Annotated in this window: 17 protein-coding genes; all 17 read left to right on the plus strand. The window is 49.7% G+C overall.

Annotated elements, in window-relative coordinates:
- Nucleotides 1–138: 138 nt before the first annotated feature.
- The 17 genes from coxB (at nucleotide 139) to cydC (ending at nucleotide 19,357) form a co-directional block, all read left to right on the plus strand.
- Nucleotides 139–1,188, plus strand: a complete 1,050-nt coding sequence (gene coxB / locus DP091_RS09990; protein ID WP_100540082.1) for a cytochrome c oxidase subunit II — start codon at nucleotides 139–141, stop codon at nucleotides 1,186–1,188.
- Between the two features lie 80 nt (nucleotides 1,189–1,268).
- Nucleotides 1,269–3,116, plus strand: a complete 1,848-nt coding sequence (ctaD, locus tag DP091_RS09995; RefSeq protein WP_113058266.1) for a cytochrome c oxidase subunit I — start codon at nucleotides 1,269–1,271, stop codon at nucleotides 3,114–3,116.
- Entirely contained in the window at nucleotides 3,113–3,733 is a 621-nt protein-coding gene (locus DP091_RS10000) for a cytochrome (ubi)quinol oxidase subunit III (protein ID WP_009590523.1), read from the plus strand. The genes ctaD and DP091_RS10000 overlap by 4 nt, the downstream gene beginning before the upstream one ends.
- 3 nt (nucleotides 3,734–3,736) lie before the next feature.
- A complete protein-coding gene (locus DP091_RS10005) occupies nucleotides 3,737–4,060 on the plus strand; it encodes a cytochrome C oxidase subunit IV family protein (RefSeq protein WP_071222061.1) in 324 nt (107 codons plus the stop codon).
- 99 nt (nucleotides 4,061–4,159) lie between these two features.
- Nucleotides 4,160–5,068, plus strand: a complete 909-nt coding sequence (gene ctaG / locus DP091_RS10010) for a cytochrome c oxidase assembly factor CtaG (RefSeq protein WP_113058189.1) — start codon at nucleotides 4,160–4,162, stop codon at nucleotides 5,066–5,068.
- 24 nt (nucleotides 5,069–5,092) lie between these two features.
- A complete protein-coding gene (locus DP091_RS10015; RefSeq protein ID WP_098741840.1) occupies nucleotides 5,093–5,557 on the plus strand; it encodes a DUF420 domain-containing protein in 465 nt (154 codons plus the stop codon).
- Between the two features lie 415 nt (nucleotides 5,558–5,972).
- The gene (locus DP091_RS10020; protein ID WP_113058190.1) at nucleotides 5,973–6,698 is read left to right on the plus strand and encodes a hypothetical protein; all 726 of its coding nucleotides are present in this window, start codon (nucleotides 5,973–5,975) and stop codon (nucleotides 6,696–6,698) included.
- Between the two features lie 75 nt (nucleotides 6,699–6,773).
- A complete protein-coding gene (locus tag DP091_RS10025) occupies nucleotides 6,774–7,175 on the plus strand; it encodes a GntR family transcriptional regulator (protein ID WP_113058191.1) in 402 nt (133 codons plus the stop codon).
- Between the two features lie 6 nt (nucleotides 7,176–7,181).
- Nucleotides 7,182–8,084, plus strand: coding sequence for an ABC transporter ATP-binding protein (locus DP091_RS10030; RefSeq protein ID WP_113058192.1), 903 nt, complete (start codon nucleotides 7,182–7,184; stop codon nucleotides 8,082–8,084).
- 22 nt (nucleotides 8,085–8,106) lie between these two features.
- Nucleotides 8,107–9,009, plus strand: coding sequence for an ABC transporter ATP-binding protein (locus tag DP091_RS10035; RefSeq protein WP_113058193.1), 903 nt, complete (start codon nucleotides 8,107–8,109; stop codon nucleotides 9,007–9,009).
- Complete coding sequence (locus tag DP091_RS10040) at nucleotides 9,002–10,306, plus strand: ABC transporter permease (protein WP_113058194.1); 1,305 nt, start codon at nucleotides 9,002–9,004, stop codon at nucleotides 10,304–10,306. The genes DP091_RS10035 and DP091_RS10040 overlap by 8 nt, the downstream gene beginning before the upstream one ends.
- A gap of 232 nt (nucleotides 10,307–10,538) precedes the next feature.
- Nucleotides 10,539–11,753, plus strand: coding sequence for a TraB/GumN family protein (locus DP091_RS10045; RefSeq protein WP_113058195.1), 1,215 nt, complete (start codon nucleotides 10,539–10,541; stop codon nucleotides 11,751–11,753).
- A 231-nt stretch (nucleotides 11,754–11,984) separates the two neighbouring features.
- A complete protein-coding gene (locus tag DP091_RS10050) occupies nucleotides 11,985–12,992 on the plus strand; it encodes a LacI family DNA-binding transcriptional regulator (RefSeq protein WP_113058196.1) in 1,008 nt (335 codons plus the stop codon).
- A gap of 379 nt (nucleotides 12,993–13,371) precedes the next feature.
- Entirely contained in the window at nucleotides 13,372–14,736 is a 1,365-nt protein-coding gene (locus tag DP091_RS10055; protein WP_113058197.1) for a cytochrome ubiquinol oxidase subunit I, read from the plus strand.
- On the plus strand, nucleotides 14,733–15,749 hold the full coding sequence (locus DP091_RS10060; protein WP_113058198.1) for a cytochrome d ubiquinol oxidase subunit II: 1,017 nt from the start codon (nucleotides 14,733–14,735) through the stop codon (nucleotides 15,747–15,749). The genes DP091_RS10055 and DP091_RS10060 overlap by 4 nt, the downstream gene beginning before the upstream one ends.
- Before the next feature lie 66 nt (nucleotides 15,750–15,815).
- Nucleotides 15,816–17,636, plus strand: a complete 1,821-nt coding sequence (gene cydD, locus DP091_RS10065; RefSeq protein ID WP_113058199.1) for a thiol reductant ABC exporter subunit CydD — start codon at nucleotides 15,816–15,818, stop codon at nucleotides 17,634–17,636.
- Nucleotides 17,633–19,357 (plus strand): thiol reductant ABC exporter subunit CydC, encoded by a 1,725-nt coding sequence (cydC, locus tag DP091_RS10070; RefSeq protein ID WP_113058200.1) that lies wholly within the window; start codon nucleotides 17,633–17,635, stop codon nucleotides 19,355–19,357. The genes cydD and cydC overlap by 4 nt, the downstream gene beginning before the upstream one ends.
- Nucleotides 19,358–19,385 lie beyond the last annotated feature (28 nt).

Genomic DNA, 19,385 nt, shown 5'->3' on the forward strand with positions numbered 1-19,385 from the left:
CAAAAGCAACCCATGAACTTATATTTAATAAGTGATTGCTTTAATTGACAGGATTACTTCATCCGTGATTGTGCAGGTAGATTACCGCTGTTTGCGCCGGATGGTAGTCTACGAAAATCGGAAAAGTGGGGTAGATCAATGATGAAACGGTGGCAGGCTGTAAAGCGTCTTCTTCCTTTGATGGCCATGTTTGCTTTGGTGTTATCCGGCTGCGGCCGAGAGGATTTGTCGGTCTTAAGACCACAAGGTCCGGTAGCACAAGGTCAACTGGATTTAATTAAGCTCTCCATTTCGATTATGATCGTCGTAATGGTTGTGGTATTTGGAATCGCCGCATACGTGCTTGTTAAATTCCGTCGAAAGAAGGGACAAGATGAAATTCCTGAGCAAGTAGAAGGTAACCATAAGCTGGAGATTATTTGGACGGCGATTCCGCTGCTCTTGGTACTCGTGCTTGCAGTTCCTACTATTCAAAAGGTATTTGCTTACGGAGAGAACGACTGGAACAATCCAGATGCAGTTAAGGTGGAAGTTACTTCTCATCAGTTCTGGTGGGAGTTCAATTATCCAGACTACGGCGTAAGAACCGCTCAAGAGCTGGTTATTCCTGTAGGCAAGAAAATTGCTTTCCAATTAAAAACGAATGATGTGCTTCACTCCTTCTGGGTACCATCGCTCGGCGGCAAGATGGATACAAACACAGAAGGCAGCGTTAACTACATGACTCTGGTTGCTGACAAAGCGGATACATACATTGGTAAATGCGCAGAGTTGTGCGGTCCTTCACACGGCTTCATGGAATTCCGGGTGAAAGCGGTTGACGATGCGGCATTTGACAAATGGGTAGCGGCATTTAAAGAACCTGCTGTGCTTCCTGCGGATGCGGCACTCGCCGAGAAATTCAAGACCAACTGCCTTTCTTGCCACGCTGTAGGCGACCAAGGCGGAGCGATGGGTCCTAACCTGACCGGCATTGGATCACGTGAGACGATTGCGAGTATCTTGCTGAACGACATAAGCGGCAAACCAGGCACGAAGCCGACGAAAGACAACCTGGTGGAATGGCTGATGGAGCCTCAGGCTGTAAAACCTGGCAACACGATGCCTAATCCGAAGGATCTCGGCTTCAGTGACGAAGAAATCGAGCAGATCGCCGATTACTTGGCCAATTATAAGTTGGATTATTAATACAGCAGCAAGAACTTTAAAAGGGGGTACAAACCTTGGCTCATGCTCAAAGCCATAGCGTCAAGCGCTACACGGGGATCATGGATTGGCTTACAACCGTTGACCACAAGAAAATCGGGATATTATACCTGATAGCGGGCGGCTTCTTCTTCGGGATTGGCGGTATTGAAGCGATTCTGATTCGCTTGCAGCTGATCAAGCCGATGAATGATCTGGTGTCGGCTCAAGTATTTAACGAATTGATTACCATGCACGGAACGACGATGATTTTCCTTGGTGTTATGCCAGTTATCTTCGCCTTGATGAACGCGGTTATTCCGCTTCAGATCGGTGCACGTGACGTCGCATTTCCATTTTTGAACTCGCTTGGATTTTGGACGTTTTTGTTCGGTGGACTTTTGCTCAATCTTAGCTGGATTATGGGCGGCGCGCCTGATGCGGGCTGGACATCCTATACACCGCTTTCCACAAATGACTACTCGTCCACGCACGGTGTAGACTTTTATACCATAGGTCTTCAGATTGCGGGTCTGGGTACGTTGATCGGTGGTATCAACTTCCTGGCTACCATCATAACGATGCGTGCACCTGGAATGTCCTTCATGAGAATGCCAATGTTTACATGGACGGCTTTCATTACATCGGCCATGATCCTGTTCGCATTCCCTGCCATTACGGTAGGTCTCGTATTGCTTAGCTTTGACCGTTTGCTCGGTGCCAATTTCTTTGATGTAGCGGCTGGCGGTAGCTCCGTATTGTGGCAGCATATTTTCTGGATCTTCGGTCACCCTGAAGTCTACATTCTGATTTTGCCGGCATTCGGTATTATTTCAGAAGTGATTCCGACATTCTCTCGTAAACGTTTGTTCGGATACAGCTCCATGGTATTTGCAACCATCCTGATCGCCTTCTTGGGCTTCATGGTTTGGGCTCACCATATGTTTACGACAGGTCTTGGTCCTGTAGCGAATGCGCTTTTCTCCATCGCAACGATGCTGATCGCCGTTCCTACCGGTATCAAAATCTTTAACTGGCTCTTTACGATGTGGGGCGGTCAAATCCGCTTTACCAGTGCAAACCTGTTCGCGATCGGTTTCGTACCGACGTTCGTTATGGGTGGAGTTACCGGCGTCATGCTGGCATCTGCTCCGGCAGACTTCCAGTTCCATGATACGTACTTCGTCGTAGCTCACTTCCACTACGTTATCGTTGGTGGTCTGGTATTCGGTTTGTTTTCCGGACTCCATTACTGGTGGCCAAAAATGTTCGGCCGGGTATTGAACGAAACGCTTGGCAAATGGACGTTCTGGTTGTTCGCAATCGGCTTCCATTTGACATTCTTCGTACAGCATTTCCTTGGATTGCTGGGTATGCAGCGGCGGATTGTCTCTTATCTGCCCAACCAGAATTTTGACGAACTTAACTTTATCAGTACCATCGGCGCAATCTTGATGGGGATCGGCGTTCTGGCCTTCTTGGCAAACGTTGTGATCACTTCGAGAAAACCGGTCGGTGCTCCGGCCGATCCATGGGAAGATGGCCGTACGCTCGAGTGGAGTATTCCTTCTCCACCGCCAGAGTACAACTTTAAGCAAATTCCGCTTGTTCGCGGTATTGACGCTTATTGGAAAGAGAAGATGGCAGGCAATAAAGAGATGACACCATCCGAACCGATTGGTCCGATCCACATGCCTTCGCCAAGTATTCTTCCGTTTGTGATGTCACTGGGTCTGTTTATCGCGGGGCTTGGTTTCATGTTTAGCACGGAGGAATTCTCAAATTCGTTCATGAGCTTAATCTTCAATAAATATATCGTTCTGATTGTTGGTCTTCTGATTACGTTCGCGGCAATGATTACTCGTTCCCTGTACGATGATCATGGATATCACATCGAAGTTGAAGAACTGGAAGGGGAGGGGAAAGCATGAGTCACGCTGAACATGTAAACGGCGAACTTCCTCACGAGCCGGAGAAGGCAACACTCGAAGGCCGTAATAAGGTTCTTGGTTTCTGGCTCTTCCTCGGTGGAGAAGCCGTGCTCTTCGGTACGTTGTTTGCAACGTTCCTGGCGCTTCGCGGACAGAACAACGAAGGCCCAACCGCAGCTGAGCTGTTCTCTCTGCCGATTACGGCAGCGGCAACGTTGATATTGCTTGTCAGTTCCTTGACCAGTGTGTTCGCTATTCAGGCGCTCCACCGTCATAATATCGAAAAGCTGAAGTTGTGGCTGATCGTAACCGTTGTTCTGGGTCTTGGGTTCCTTGGCCTTGAAATTTATGAGTTCTATGAATATGTTGTGCATGAATCGTTTAACATGAAGACGAGTGCATTCTCGTCTGCATTCTATACGCTGGTTGGCTTCCACGGTGCCCACGTTGCTTTCGGGGTTGTGTGGATCAGCCTGTTGATCGCTCAGCTGTACAGAAAAGGGTTAACGGTAGTTACAGCACCTAAGGTATATGTTTCTGCCATGTACTGGCACTTTATCGACGTTGTATGGGTGTTCATCTTCTCGGTCGTATACCTTCTTGGAAAGGTGGGCTAAGGAATGACTGCGAATCAACAATCTAATGAGGGGCCTACAGTAAAACACCGCCATCGGGTGGAAGGCCCTGAGAAACACATTGTTGTCTTTATTTTCTCAATCGTCCTGACTGCGATTGCTTTTGCGGCTGTCGCAGCCGGTGGCATCAACACAGCATTTACGATCATCATTTTGCTGGTTATGGCTGTGTTGCAGGTGTTTGTGCAAATGGGTTACTGGATGCACTTGAAGGACAAAGGGCATCTGATGCCGATCCTGTTTATGATTGGCGGCTTCTTCGTAGCTAGTACCTGTATTGTCATGGCACTGTTCTGGGTTTGGTGGTAAAATGAAAAAGAGGTGGGCTCTTCAGCCCCCTCTTTTTTTAAATCGTAGGAAGCTGTCACAATTTCGACAGAATTTAACCCGTTAAGGGGAGGTTTTTGCATGCTGGGCTTAGAATATTTTAGTTTTGCAGATAAATGGAGTCCCTTGTTTCTGGCATTTATGCTGCTCGTAACAGCAGGCTACTTCCTGTTGACCGGGCCGCTGAGCAGTAGATTCGAAGGGAGCGCTCCAGTTTCCGCTGGAAGGAAAACTCTGTTTGTAGGCGGTATGCTTACGTTCTATCTAGCGCAGGGTGGACCTATTGAACTGCTGGGGCATACGATGTTCTCGTTTCATATGGTCAGTATGGCCATGTCCTATTTAATGGCGATGCCGCTCTTGATTCTGGGTATTCCTGTCTGGATGTGGCGCTCCTTCGACAAGGTCAACCCGTTTAAGAAGCTCGGTTTTCTAGCGCGACCGATCGTTGCCGCGGTTCTGTTTAATGGCTTGTTTTCTTTTTATCACGTCCCGGTTATCCATGACTTTGTCATGTTGAACTTCTGGGTGCACCGCTTGTACTATTTGATCCTGTTCATCGCCTCACTGTTGATGTGGTGGGCTATCATTAACCCGATTCCGGAGAAGGACAAGTCCTCAGGTCTTTTGAAAATGGGATACATCTTTCTCAACATGGTATTGCTAACTCCGGCGTGTGCGCTCATTATTTTCTCGAGTGAGCCCATGTACGCAACTTATAGCGATCCGGTAGTATGGGCGAAGGCGATGGGATACTGCGTAGCTGGCGATACCTCGGCATTGCTTAGTCAATTTGGCGGACCAGAGTTCTTCGGTTATCTGGAGCCTGCGATTGACCAGCGAGTGGGCGGGATCATCATGAAGTTTTTCCAAGAGATTATTTTTGCTTCAATGCTAGCTTATGTGTTCTTTCATTGGTACAAACGAGAAAATCAGGAAGACGATCCTTTGCCTAGCGAGATTCCTCCCGGCAAGCTCAATCAGGCGTAAGGGGATTATTGAAGGGGGATCCATATGGATTGGTTTTTTATATTTCCCACGGTCAGTACAACGTTTATAGTCATCAGCGCCGTGCTGGTAGCGATTGGCTGGGGTCTTATCATTAAGGGGAAGCGCGAAGCCCACAAGAAAGTGATGATCTGGGCGGCCGTTGCAGCCGTCATCTTCTTTATCATCTATTCCTCGCGTACCGTTTTCATCGGGAACACGTCATGGGGTGGACCTGATGATCTGCAACCGTATTATCAGGTATTCCTGGTCTTCCACATTGTCCTGGCTACCGTCGCAGCGGTATTCGGGATCACGACATTGACCCTAGGCTTCAAGGAGAAGTATTCCAAGCACCGTAAATGGGGCAGAGTCACGTCGATCATCTGGTTCTTTACCGCCATTACCGGCGTAGCCGTGTATACCTTGCTGTACCTGTTATATCCGGGCGGGCATACCCAGCCTGTATGGAAAGTGATATTTGGAATGTAAGCGAGGGAGAACACCCGTCAGAGGAATCTGGCGGGTGTTTTTTGTTTGCTCGGGGAGGCTCAATTGTAAGGGCAAGGGTGGGGGTGTGTATGCGCTCCGGTCGCTGTTGAAACCAGGAAACTGGGATTAGATGACACGGATGTTTCCCGGTTTCAAAGGCGAACGCCAGGTCTCCTCCGCGGCTACACTCCCCTTAAGCAGGGAAGCTCTTGAATGAGCTGCCATGGGGTGGAGACACCCGCCAGGCAGCTCTGCCGGGTGTTTTTTACAATTTCTATTGACACTGTTTATATACACACTATATACTGTGTATAAAGATATACACAGTGAGCACAGTAATCACACTAAGCACAGTGAAACTTAAACTGCGGTGATATTGAAATGAATATATGAAGAAATGAAAGGGTGAGCTATATTGCAACAAGTTCTCCATAATGCGATGAAGATTGTTAAGAAGGACTTCGCTAGCGACAAACTGCAAATTGTATGGAACATAGTGTTTATGGTGTATATGGGGTTTGCCACCAGCGTTATCATTGACAATCAGTTTGAACATATGGATGAGTACATCAATCCACTGATTGACTTTCTATTGGTATTCTACGCTCCGTTGCTGGGATTCCTTTTTAGCAGGAGGTCCTTCCGGTATCTAAACGAGGATTCATACACCCGGATGCTGTATTTTTACCGGAGTATACCGGTACCGGCTTCGGCCATCTTCGTAAGCCGGATCATGAACTCGCTGATTGCTTTCTTCATAAACGGCATCGTATTATTTGGAGTCATTTATGCGATAGGCAATCATATTAGAGCCGCGATGGATATCCCTAGTTATATTGCATTTATACTGACCTGGATGGGCATCGGATTTTTAATAACAGGACCCTATATTTACTGGGAAAATATGTGCAGCGGTAAGAAGTACTTCGGGATGTCCCTTCTGGTGATGGTGATCACCTCCGGAACGGCCGTTATGCTTAGCTTGCTGGGCTACAGTGTTTTCGAGTTCGTTGTGAGAGCCTCCATCCAATGGGGCCTGCTATCTCCGGTCATGTGGGGATCGCTGATGGTTGGATTGGCGTCTATGCTCCTCATAAGCAAATTAACCTACATTCGGCAGCAGACCAGGGACTTATCATGAAGGATATGAAGATGAATCCGTATGGAATAGCAACAGCGCGGGTTTATGCACAAGAGAAAAGCGAGGTGGTAAAAGGTGCGAATTCCGATTCAGATCAACGATAATAGCGCAGAGCCTTTATATCACCAGATTGAAACACAGCTGCGCTCGCTCATTATTAGCGGTCAGATTGAGGAGGGTACGTTACTGCCGTCCATTAGGGAATTTGCCGGGAATCTGAACTGCAGCGTCATTACGGTACGCAGGGTGTATCAAGATCTAGAGAATGAAGGGCTGCTGCGAACCAGGCAAGGTACGGGTACCTTTGTGGCCGGTGTCGGGGATCAGGCCCGTGAACAGTATAAACGCGATGCGGTTATAGAGGCGTTAAAAATAGCGGTCGAAAAAGGGCTTGCCGTTCAGTTTAACGAGGATGAATTGAAGGAACTGTTCACGGAAGTGATCCGGGAAATATTCGATGCAAAAGGAGGTCGTTAACACGTCATGGAACCACATATCATTGAATTTCGTAATGTCATTAAACGACGGAGAACGAAAACCATCGGCCCGATCGAATTATCGATCCCCCAAGGATATATCGTTGCGCTGGTGGGACCTAACGGCTCGGGAAAAAGCACGCTGCTGAACATGATGATGCAGACCGTGTTTCCGGACGAAGGGGAGATCACCTGGTTCGGCGAGTCTTACCAAGGAGAGCTTCCGGTTTCGATTCGTAAACAAATGGGATTTGTTCCTGAACAGTTGAGTGTAGAGGAGCAGCATTTGACGGTAGATGAAGCGGCGAGCTTTCGCGCATCCTGGTATGACACTTGGGACGGTTATTTTTTCGATGAGCTGCTATCCCGGTTCGATGTTCCGCGAGGCGTAAAACTGCGCAAGATGTCCAAAGGAGAACGACGCAAGTTTGAGATCGCCGCTGCTCTTGCACCAAGGCCCAAGTTTTTACTCCTGGACGAACCTTCTTCCGGTCTCGATCCCTTTGCTTGGAAGCTGATGATCGACCAGCTGCACAAAGTGATGAAGTCCATGGACACAACGATCGTTCTCTCAACCCATGTTGTGGATGAAATTCGGCGTCTGGCGGATTACGTCATTCTCATTCATCATGGGAAGCTGCTGGGGATGGTGGAGAAGGACTCGCTGCTGGATAACTGGAAGGAGTGCTGGATACAAGGGGATGCCTCCATTGTGGAGGAGCTGCCGGGTATTCTGAGTTACAAACAAGAGACAGCAACAACGATTTCCTTTATAACGACCGAATGCTTGGAAGTGGAGAAGATCCTGCAGTCTGCAGGCATAGCGTTTATTCAGACCCGTTCCCTGGAGCTGGATGAAGTGCTTCGATTATGGATTGACGGAAACATTCCTGCCAACGTGCAGAACTAGGATAGAGAGGGGATTTTACGATATGCAACGCTTGCAATTAGACAATGTAGTTAAGATTTATGCGGATAAAACGGCAGTCAACCGGATTTCGCTTCAGGTTGAGGAAGGTGAAATCTACGGACTGCTTGGCGCGAACGGCGCCGGCAAAACAACCACCATGCGGATGGTGCTTGGGCTGATCTACCCGGATGACGGGACGATTCTGTATAACGGAAAGCCGTATAACAAAGAACTGCGTCACATTATGGGTTACTTGCCTGAAGAGCGAGGGTTATACCCGAAAGTGAAAGTCAGCGAGCAGATTTCCTACTTGGCGCAGCTGCGGGGCATGTCCGCGAAAGACGCGGATAAGAGTCTTAAATATTGGCTGGAACGGTTTGAAGTACCTGACTATTACGATAAGAAGATTGAAGAACTGTCCAAGGGTAACCAGCAAAAAATGGGCTTTATCGCAGCGGTTGTTCATGACCCGCAAATTCTGATTTTGGACGAAGCCTTCAGCGGTCTGGATCCGGTGAACGTCGAACTTCTGAAATCAACGGTAAAAGAACTCCGTGACAAGGGCACGAGCATTCTGTTCTCCACCCACCGGATGGAACATGTCGAGGAGTTGTGTAAGAACATTACCATTCTGCATCGCTCCAATACGGTAGTGAAGGGGAACCTGAAGGATATCAAATCCAAGTATCCTCGAGAAGAAGTGGTGCTCGGTACGTCCGGTGAAATCCGTGGTCTTGAAGCTCTGCCAGGCGTAACGGCTGTGGAGCGGACAGAGGACGGCTACTCCATCCGGATCAGCCAGGTTGATGCAGCGCAAGAGATTTTGAATACAGCCATGTCGCAAAGCACGATCCATCGGTTTGAAGTGAAGGAGCCGACACTCAATCAAATCTTCATAAAGGCGGTAGGTGAATCCAATGAATAATATGTGGACCGTTATCCGATTTACGTTCATGAATAAAGTAAGAACGAAGTCCTTTCTTGTTTCAACCTTAATATTTGCACTCATAATTACAATCGGGATCAATCTTCCTTTTCTGATTCAAATGTTTACGGGAGATAAGGCGGGCTCCGAAGAGACCACCCGCATCGGACTGGTTTACGGACAGGAGCAAATGCTTGCCGAACAACTGGAGACCACTTGGAGTAACCTGCCGTCAACCTCCTATGAATTTGTAAAATATGAAACGGCTGATGAAGCCGCTCTGAATAAAGACATTAAAGATGGCGTTATCGAAGGTTATCTGAAATTTGAAGCAAAAGAAGGCAATGCGTTCCCGACGGTGGTCTACAGCTCTGAAGACGAGGCCATGAGTCCGGAACTGCAATCCAATCTGCAAGCAGCTCTGCAAGTGGCGAAGACGCGCAGCATTGTAGACGGACTTAATTTGTCCGATGCGCAGATCAATGAGCTGAATACGCCGGTCCAGATTGACGCTCGGGGTATCGATCCTACAGAAACGGGTAACGCGGGTGGAGCTTCCGGAGAGAAGGAAGGGGCTTCCGAGGTTATTAACTACATTGTCGTGTATGCACTGATTATTCTCTTCTTCTTCACTTTGATGGGCACAGGTAACATGATCGCATCTGAAGTAACAACAGAGAAAAGCTCCCGCATCATGGAAATTTTGATTACAAGCGTATCGCCGCTGAGCCAAATGTTTGGCAAGGTCATTGGCATGTTCCTGCTGGGACTGTCGCAGATCGCGGCATTCGGTGTTGTAACCGCCGTGAACCTGATGCTGCCGCACAATATGGATACATTGAAGGATATGAATCTCGACCTGACGGCGATCGACCCGATGCTTCTGGTGTTTGGTTTAATCTTCTACATCCTTGGTTATTTCTTGTACGCGATGCTCTATGCGGCCATTGGTTCGATCGTCAGCCGTACCGAGGATTTGGGGCAGGCGGTTATGCCGATCACGATGCTGTCGCTGGTGGCATTCTATATCGCGATTTTTAGCTTAAGCGCTCCGAACTCGATGCTGATGAAGGTATCCACCTACATTCCGTTCATCTCGCCGACCACCATTCTCGTTCGCATCGGACTTGGTGAAATCTCACTATGGGAGATCCTTCTTTCGCTGGCGATTCTGGTTGTATCCATCCTCGTCTTTGGCTGGCTGGCTGCGAAAATCTATCGCACCGGTGTCCTGATGTACGGCAAACGCCCTACGTTCAAGGAGCTTAGAAAAGCGATGAAAGCTTATAAAATGTAAGCATAACATACGGAAGGTTCTGCGTTAAAGGATGCCATGCAAGAAGGATTAATGGGAGCAGTTGCCGTGATCGCTGTAGCAGGCTTATGGGCTGCTGGAGCAAAGAAGTAGAAGATATGGGGGGCGCCATACCGACAGCGGTATGGCGAACATAACCCCATAAAATAAATAGTTTGGTACACGGCTATTCTGAATCGGACCCGATTACACCAGCATAAAGGAGATTACATAAATGAAGAATTGGAAAAAAATGATACTATCGCTCACGATTTCGGTAGGTTTGCTTGCTTCGGCAGTGCCTGCCATGGCTGCTCCACAGCAGCCAGCGGTAAAAGTGGATAACGAAGTAGTTGAATACTCGCTTGGCACGCCGGTTATTGATAAGGGTACAACGCTCGTTCCGCTCAGAACCACGCTCCAGGCGATGGATGTGAAACTGACGAATGCTGCAGATGATACGATCCATGTGGTTGTGGACGGCAAAACCATTACGCTGAAAAGCAAACTGAAACGAATCAATGGCGTAACGTATGCGCCAATTCGGGTTGTTGGGGACGCTGCGGGCTATAAGGTTAGGTGGGATGCGAAAACTCGCACCGTTGTACTGGTTTCCAAAGAAACGGAGATCGCACAAACGGGTGGCCGCGGCTTCATGTGGGAAGTGGAGAGCAACGGGAATACCGTTTATCTGGTAGGCTCCATGCACATCGCGGATGACAGCTTCTACCCGCTGCGTCCGGAGTTTGAGGAAGCCTTTGCCGAAGTCGACTATCTCGGTGTCGAGGTAGATGTCAGCAAAGCAGCTGACGAAGCTCAGCAGCAGCTGATCATGGATATGGGGATGTATAAAGATGGAACAACGCTCAAGGATCATGTGTCCAGCGAGACGTACGCCAAACTCGGCAAAATCCTGGCGGAGAGCGGCATGCAGCCGAATGCCTTGGATGCATTCAAGCCTTGGGTAGCGGAATCCACGATCAGCAGTTTGAAAGCAGTGAAGGCCGGATACGAAGCGGCTGCAGGAATCGATCTGTATTTCGTTCAGAAAGCGATCGAGCGCAAAATTCCGGTCATCGAGCTGGAATCCTACGAATTGCAGCTGGGCATGTTTAACGGCTTCTCCAAAGAGTTGCAGGAGAAGAATCTCAACATCGTCTTGGACAATTTCGATGTACTGGATGGCAGTGTCGAGCAATTAGGTGAAATGTGGAAGACGGGCAATGATGAGGAGCTGCTGGAGTTCACCAACAGCATGGCCGTTGACGAGGAATACAATAAAGCGATGCTGATTGACCGAAACATCGGCATGGCCGAGAAAATCGACGGATACCTGAAAAACGGCAAAAGCGAAGAGTACTTCATCGTGGTTGGCGCAGCCCACTATCTGGGTGAGCATGGCATCGTGAAGCTGCTGCAGGATAAAGGCTATACTGTCGTTCGCAAATAGATAGCTGAAGGGTTGGGTTCTTCGGGGAAACAAAAACCTTCCAATGATCGTCATTCGATCATTGGAAGGTTTTTTTAATTGTAAAACAGGGAGCATGTCAAATCTGTATTTATGCCCATCTCGTAGTGGCGTTGCTTTTGTTAAATTAGCTTCGCGGCAGGCCGCCGTCCATGTATACTAGTGTTAAGTCAATGTAAACGTATGGAAAATATGCCGCAAGGGGTATAAACAATGAAGGTTAGTATATTTGACGTAGCAAAAAAATCAGGACTGTCCGTCGTGACGGTTTCACGTGTCTTAAACGGTGCCGTATCCGTACGTGAGAAGAACAGATTAAAGGTTCTGGAAGCCATCAAGGAGCTTGATTACCGTCCCAATGCGGCTGCCCGGAGTTTAGCACGCGGTAAGACAGGAATTGTTGGGTTGATTGTAACCACCCTTCAGGACTCATTCTTCGACGCTGTGGTCAAGGAGCTGAATGAGGTGCTGGCACTGCACGGTTATTTCCTCGCTATTTCGGTCTCTACGGGCATTGGCTCCGACGAGGCCCATTATCTGATTCAGGAAGACCGCGTGGACGGACTGATTCTGCTCTCGCCGATGGAAGAAGACAACTATATGGTTGAATTGAAACGCCGGAATATCCCTTATGTCCTGATAGACAACCAGAAGCCGGATAATGACGCTTATTCCGTCACCATAGACAACTACAAAGGCGGATATACCGCAACGAAGCACCTGCTCGATCTCGGCCATACCTCCATTGCGCATATCAGCGGGCAGGATGTGTTCCGCAGCACGAGGGAACGTCGCAGCGGCTTTCTGCAGGCGCTTGAGGAAAAGAGCCTGGCGCCGTTCGAAATGATTACGGGCAATTTCGAAATCGACTTTGGCTATGATGTCTGCCGCAAATGGCTGCGGGAAGGACGACTTCCTACCGCCGTATTCGCAGGCGATGACAATATCGCGCTCGGGGTCCTGAACGCTCTTCTGGAAGAAGGCATCCGGGTCCCGGATCAGGTGGCCATTGTCGGTTATGACGATCAGTATATCTCATCCAAGCTGCGCCCCCATTTGACAACGGTCCGGCAGCCTGCTGACCGGATTGGGCTTACCGCAGCGGATATGCTGTTGAAGCGAATGGAGGGTACGATGAAACGCGGGGGCAATGTTCGAATTGACCCTGAGCTCATCGTGAGAGAATCTACGGTTAGACCTGTGCAAGGTACGCCTGAATAAACAGAAATACATCCTTATATAGGATTGATGAGAGTGCCTGGTCCCCGAATTTACGGGGACTTTTCTTATTTATCCATATGAATAGATGAGATTGAATGGTTGACGACGACAATAATGCATTCTCAGAGCCGTAGGCCCGCTTTCGCCACAGCAGCTTCAAATACCATACATCGGTTAATAGAACAATGACCCGATAGAGCGATTTTCTTGATTTTCACCGAGTTGTCGGAAAGATTCGATTGTTTATTGAACGAGAGGCTTTCGTGATTCATTTGTGATATTCCTTCGTTATAATAACGTTTAAATATCGGGTATGTACTTATTAGGGTTATTTTTCCCGATAAACGAATGAACAGGGTTTGAAAGGAGGCAGGATCTCGTGGTTATAGATACGGTGCTGTGGAGCAAATGGCTGACGGGGCTAACCTTGGCGTTTCATGTCATTTTTGCCACGGTCGGCGTCGGTGTTCCGTTAATGATTGCCATTGCCGAATTCGTTGGTATACGTAAGAAGGATCCCCATTACATGCTCATGGCCAAAAGGTGGACGAGAGGATTCGTTATTTCGGTGGCGGTTGGCGTGGTGACTGGAACAGCGATTTCCCTGCTGCTTGCGCTTGTATGGCCGAATTTTATGCAAGTGGCGGGAAATGTCATCGCGCTCCCGTTATTTATGGAGGTTTTTGCATTCTTTTTTGAAGCCATATTCCTGGGGATTTATATGTACACCTGGGATCGGTTCCGCAATCCGTATACGCATTGGCTGCTGACGATTCCGATTGTTGCCGGGGCAGGCATGTCCGCAGTTTTTATTACGACGGTGAACGGATTCATGAATCAGCCTGGAGGCTTTGTCATGGAAGCAGGCCACTTTACGGCGGTTAACCCGCTGCAAGCGATGATGAATACGGCGACGCCTTCAAAAGTATTCCATGTACTAACCTCGGCCTATTTAACGGGCGCTGCCCTGCTTGCGGGTATCGCAGCCTACGTTATTCTGAGAAAAGGAGCCTCGGCATATTACAAGAAAGCATTGAAACTCATGATGGGGGTTGTTCTGGTGTTCAGCCTGCTGACAACCTTAGCCGGGGATATGTCGGCCAAGTTTCTGGCAGAGCATCAACCGGAGAAGCTGGCCGCCGCAGAATGGCATTTTGAAACGGAGAGCGGTGCAGATCTGATATTACTGGGCTGGCTTAATGCGGAGCAGAAGGTCATGGGAGCCATTCACATTCCGAAAGCGCTCAGCTTCCTGGCCTTTGGAGACTTTGATGCCGAGGTAAAGGGGCTGGAGGAGTTTCCGCTGGATGAAAGGCCGCCGCTGCTAGTCCACTACTTGTTTGATTTCATGGCCGGGATCGGTTTTGTTCTGTTGGCCGTTGCGGTCCTGTATTTTCTGTTTTTGTTCTGGAAGAGACGCAATGAGCTCAACAAGTGGCTGCTTCGGGCCATTGTTTTTAGTGCGCCCCTTGCTTTTTTGGGCGTTGAAATGGGCTGGTTCTATGCGGAGCTCGGGCGGCAGCCGTGGATAATCCGCGGATTTATGCGCGTAGAGGAGGCAGCTACGACTTCACCGAATGTGAGGATTCTCTTTTTCCTCTTCCTGCTGCTGTATATTGTACTGGGGACCATGTGTGTCTTTGTACTGAGACGGTTGTTCCGTAATAAACCGGCGGAAGCCGAGCTGGACGAGATTGTGAAAGAGAAGCGCGATCAATCCACGGGAAAGGGTGAGCCGGTATGATCGATTACGAGTTGATAGGCATCTCCGTCCTTTGGCTGTTTTTATACGGCTATTTAATTATAGCCTCCATTGATTTCGGTGCTGGTTTTTTTGCCTTCTATGCCCGTCTGACGAAGCAGGACCACCTGATCAATCGATTGATATCCCGTTATTTATCGCCGGTGTGGGAGATCACCAATGTGTTTTTTGTTTTTTTCTTTATCGGCATCGTCGGGTTTTTCCCGGACACGGCTTATTATTATGGCTCTGCGCTGCTTATACCGGGAAGCATCGCCATTATTCTGCTGGCAATTCGCGGCTCCTTTTACGCGTTTGAAAATTACGGCTCCAAAGAAAACATCGTGTATCTGTTTTTATACGGGGCCACAGGTTTGCTGATTCCGGCTTCCTTGTCGGTCGCATTAACGCTTTCCGAAGGCGGTTTTATTGTGGAAAGAGGCGGGGCTGTTTCTTTGGAATATGGGATACTCATAACCAGTCCGTTGTCGTGGAGCATCGTTGCATTGGCCATTGTATCGGTGCTGTTTATAAGCGGATCGTTCCTGGCCTTCTACGCCTCCCGGGCGGACGATCAGCCAGCGCTAAAGCTGGTACGCACATATGCCTTGTTTTGGAGTACGCCCACCATTATTGCCGCGCTCACGGCATTTATTTTCCTCAGTCAGCATAATGAGCGGCATTTTCAAAACATGATGGATTTATGGTGGCTGCTGGCGCTTTCCGTCGGTTTTTTCATGGCAGCGATATGGCTGCTGTATAAAGGACGCCGCTACGGACTGGCTTTTATTTGTGTCATGCTGCAATTTTTCTGTGCATTTTTTGCATACGGCATCGGGCAGTATCCTTATATTCTGGATCCGTACATTACCATTCAGAGCGGGGCCACGCATGAGTCGATGGGCGCTGCGCTTGTGGCAGCCTTTATCGGCGGTCTATGCCTGCTGATTCCGTCCCTTATACTGGTCTTCAGGCTATTTCTGTTTGATGCGGATTATGTAAAAGGCAAAAAATAATCGGGGGCTTGGGTATATTCATGTAAGAGTACTTGTATCGGTTTAGGATAAAGGAGGGGAGTTTATTTGAAGGGGAAAACCAGTCTGCTGTCCCAGCAAATGTCCGCACAAAGGAAACGGTTGATACTCTTAGGGCTCATGTCGCTTGCGCTCGGTGCAGCGATGACAGGTCAGGCCGCACTGCTCGCTGAAGCGGTTCAGCGTATTTTTGTGCAGCGGGCTTCCTTTTCGTCGGTAGCTGCCATACTTGGCGCATTGCTGGTCGTGATGGCTGCGCGGACGCTGCTGTCTTATGGAAACGGGATCATCGGCCTGCACATGGCTGCCAGCGCCAAGACGGAGATGCGAGCAGCGGTGCTGCAAAAGCTGGCTAACGCTTCCGTAGCTTCAACGCTTCGTGGACAAACGGGCGGAAAGGTCAGCGTGGCGCTGGATGCCGTGGACGAGGCGGACAGTTATTTCAGCCAGTATATGCCGCGTATGATAGAAGCCGCCATCATTCCTGCCCTGATTCTGGTCATTGTTTTTACGGAGCATATGAATTCCGGCTTGATTATGCTGGTTACCGCCCCCTTTATCCCGGTATTTATGGTGCTTGTGGGGCTGAAAACAAAGAACAAATCGGAAGAGAAATTCGCCCAGCTGGCCGAGTTTTCCGGTACGTTTCTCGACTCTCTTCAAGGGCTGGTTTCGCTCAAGCTGTTTGGACGGACGGATCATCAGCAGCAGGAAATTGAACGCAGCAGCCTCGGCTACCGGGATGCAACGATGGGCATTTTACGGATTGCATTTACCAACACCTTCATGCTGGAATCCATCGTCATGCTTAGCATTGGCGTTGTCGCGCTTGAGCTGGCGCTGCAGCTGCTGGTTTTCAAATCGCTTTCCTTCCATACCGCCTTTTTGATCCTGCTGCTGGTGCCCGAATTTTACAGCTTGTTAAAAAACACGGGAACTGCTTTTCACAGCGGTCGTACCAGCATGGGGGCCATCCGAAAAGTAGAGGAGATGCTTACGGAAACAAGGGAAGCAGGAGCAGTGACAGATGGGCAAGAGGAGGCCGGGAAAAAGGGTAGGACACACCAGGCCGACCTGAAGGATATGGCGGATAAGCCTGGGACAGCCGTTTTGGGTTTGATTCGGATGCCGCCAACCATCGAACTGAGGGATGTCCGGTTTCGGTATGGGGCGGATTCGTTCGAGCTTGCTGCCGGCTCCATGTCGTTTGGGCCAGGGGAGCAAATCGCCATCGTCGGTAAAAGCGGATCCGGCAAAACCACCTTGCTGCATCTCATTGCCGGTCTGCTTGCGCCAACATCGGGAGAAGTGCTGGTGAACGGACGTCCGCTTGCGCATTACGATGAGGCTTCATGGTTCGAACATGTCAGCTACATTACCCAGCATCCGTATATTTTTGCCGGCACGTTTGCCGACAATATTGCGATTGGCGCGGGCAGGGACGTCACCAGGGAAAAAGTCGTGCAGGCGGCGGAGGCTGCCGGACTTGCTGCGGTTGCAGCCGAGTTGGAGCAAGGCTATGACACCTTTGTCGGCGAAGGGGGCAGGGGATTATCAGGCGGAGAGAAGCAAAGGCTGGCGCTGGCCCGTGCTTTTTTGAAGCGGCCTTCCGTTATTTTGTTTGATGAGCCCACCGTCGGATTGGACCTGCATACCGAACGCGTTCTGCAGCGGTCCATTGCCGAGCTTGCAAGCAAGGCGACCATGATGACCGTGGCGCACCGCTTGTACACGATACGGCATGCCGACCGGATATTGTTTATGGATAACGGAGCGCTTTTGGACAGCGGGCGCCACGATGAGCTGCTAGCTCGTCTGCCCCAATATGCTGATCTGGTGGATGCGCAGCGGAAAGGGGGACTCGCATGAATGAGTGGGCTATTTTAACCAAGGCGATGATTCAGGAACGGAAGGATATTGCCATCGCGATCCTTGGAGGGTTCGTTGCCGGCATCGCAGGTGTATGCCTCTTTGCCGCAAGCGGGTATGTGATCTCCCAGACTGTATTTGCTCCGCCGCTGTATACCTTGATTGTGCTGACGTCCCTGGTAAAAATACTGGGTCTGCTGAGGGCGGCAAGCCGCTACGCGGAACGCTTGTATTCCCATCGGGCGACATTCTCTCTGCTCAGCCGTTTGCGGACATCCTTTTTTGCCAAGCTGGTTCCTTTGACGCCCGGGATATTGGGTAAAAAGCGGAGCGGGGAGCTGCTCGCACGGATCGTCGGGGATGTGGAGAGCTTACAGCATTACTTTCTGCGCGTTGCCTATCCGCCTGTCATTGTTGTTATGGTGTTTCTGGCTACGGTTTTGTTTACTTCCGCTTTTTCATTCTGGATTGCCTGCTTGTTTGTGCTGGGGATGCTGGCAACGGCTTTTGTGGTTCCCGGACTTGTTCTCCTTGGACAGAGAAGGATACATGGGCGCGTGCGCCAAGAACGAGCGGCGCTTTCCACGGAAGTGACCGAGCTGCTATACGGGTTCCGCGATTTGAAAGTATACGGGCAAATGAAAAATCGGGAGCGGCAGCTGCAGCGTACCTCCGCCGCATTGGCAGCGGAACAGCAAGCGGCAGCCCGGCATCTGCTGCGCGGGCAATCGCTGCATGTTTTTGTAACGTATCTGATTTCGTGGGGCGTCCTGATTCTTGGCGCCTATTTAATTATGGATGGCTCGCTTGCCGGCGTATTTCTAGCCATGCTGGTCATGGCTTCGCTTACGGTGTTTGAAGAAGCTGCGCCGATGGCCACACTGCCTGCTTATAAATTGGATAGCGAACATGCGGCAGCTCGGCTTGCGGAAACGGTCCATGCCGCAGAACAGCAGCCGTCGCAGCCAAGCTGCGTCCTGCCTATGGAGAAAGCCGTTTCCATTGAGCTGAGGGATGTTTCCTTTCAATATGATGATGAATGGCGCCCAGCGCTGAAAGACATTTCACTCTACTTGCCAGCAGGATCTAAAACCGCCATTGTCGGGCCGAGCGGATCAGGGAAAACAACCCTGATCGAATTGCTGCTCAAGCTGCGCACGCCGACAGACGGCCAGATTCGTTTAAATGATACGTCGGTTAAGGATCTGGATGAAACGAGCATTTGGCAAGCCGCAAAGGTTGTGCTGCAGCACAGTCATTTCTTTCGGGGCACCATTCGGGACAACCTCCTGCTGAATGAGGAACATCATTCCGATCAAGCGTTGTCGGATATACTGGATAACGTGCAGCTGACGAACAAGTCCCTGGACGATAGAGTGTATGAAAAAGGGGAGAATCTGTCGGAGGGAGAGAAGCAGCGCTTAGCCTTGGCCCGGGCGATGCTTCGAGAAGGCCGGTTATGGCTGCTGGACGAACCGACGTCTTCGCTGGATTACGTTACGGAGCAGCGCGTTTTTCGGCATCTGCTGGCGCAAGCGGTTAATGATACGCTTGTTCTGATTTGCCATCGACTGACCGGCTTGGAAGAGATGGACCGGATTCTGGTTATGGACCAAGGCAGGGTTATTGAAGCGGGCACGTATGCAGAGCTGATGGAGCAGCAGGGATATTTTTATGAAATGAAACAAATTGAGCTGCAAATGATCGGCGAAGAAGGATAAAAGGAATGGATTCGACTGGAAGCGTGCG

This window comes from Paenibacillus sp. MDMC362 (assembly GCF_003269305.1).
GTDB lineage: Bacteria > Bacillota > Bacilli > Paenibacillales > Paenibacillaceae > Paenibacillus_AQ.

Coding starts and splice junctions, on each gene's coding strand:
- DP091_RS10030 (WP_113058192.1), top strand. CDS start 7,182: ATGGAACCACATATCATTGAATTTCGTAATGTCATTAAACGACGGAGA.
- ctaG (WP_113058189.1), top strand. CDS start 4,160: ATGCTGGGCTTAGAATATTTTAGTTTTGCAGATAAATGGAGTCCCTTG.
- DP091_RS10050 (WP_113058196.1), top strand. CDS start 11,985: ATGAAGGTTAGTATATTTGACGTAGCAAAAAAATCAGGACTGTCCGTC.
- DP091_RS10015 (WP_098741840.1), top strand. CDS start 5,093: ATGGATTGGTTTTTTATATTTCCCACGGTCAGTACAACGTTTATAGTC.
- cydC (WP_113058200.1), top strand. CDS start 17,633: ATGAATGAGTGGGCTATTTTAACCAAGGCGATGATTCAGGAACGGAAG.
- DP091_RS10045 (WP_113058195.1), top strand. CDS start 10,539: ATGAAGAATTGGAAAAAAATGATACTATCGCTCACGATTTCGGTAGGT.
- DP091_RS10035 (WP_113058193.1), top strand. CDS start 8,107: ATGCAACGCTTGCAATTAGACAATGTAGTTAAGATTTATGCGGATAAA.
- coxB (WP_100540082.1), top strand. CDS start 139: ATGATGAAACGGTGGCAGGCTGTAAAGCGTCTTCTTCCTTTGATGGCC.
- DP091_RS10040 (WP_113058194.1), top strand. CDS start 9,002: ATGAATAATATGTGGACCGTTATCCGATTTACGTTCATGAATAAAGTA.
- DP091_RS10060 (WP_113058198.1), top strand. CDS start 14,733: ATGATCGATTACGAGTTGATAGGCATCTCCGTCCTTTGGCTGTTTTTA.
- ctaD (WP_113058266.1), top strand. CDS start 1,269: ATGGATTGGCTTACAACCGTTGACCACAAGAAAATCGGGATATTATAC.
- DP091_RS10000 (WP_009590523.1), top strand. CDS start 3,113: ATGAGTCACGCTGAACATGTAAACGGCGAACTTCCTCACGAGCCGGAG.
- DP091_RS10005 (WP_071222061.1), top strand. CDS start 3,737: ATGACTGCGAATCAACAATCTAATGAGGGGCCTACAGTAAAACACCGC.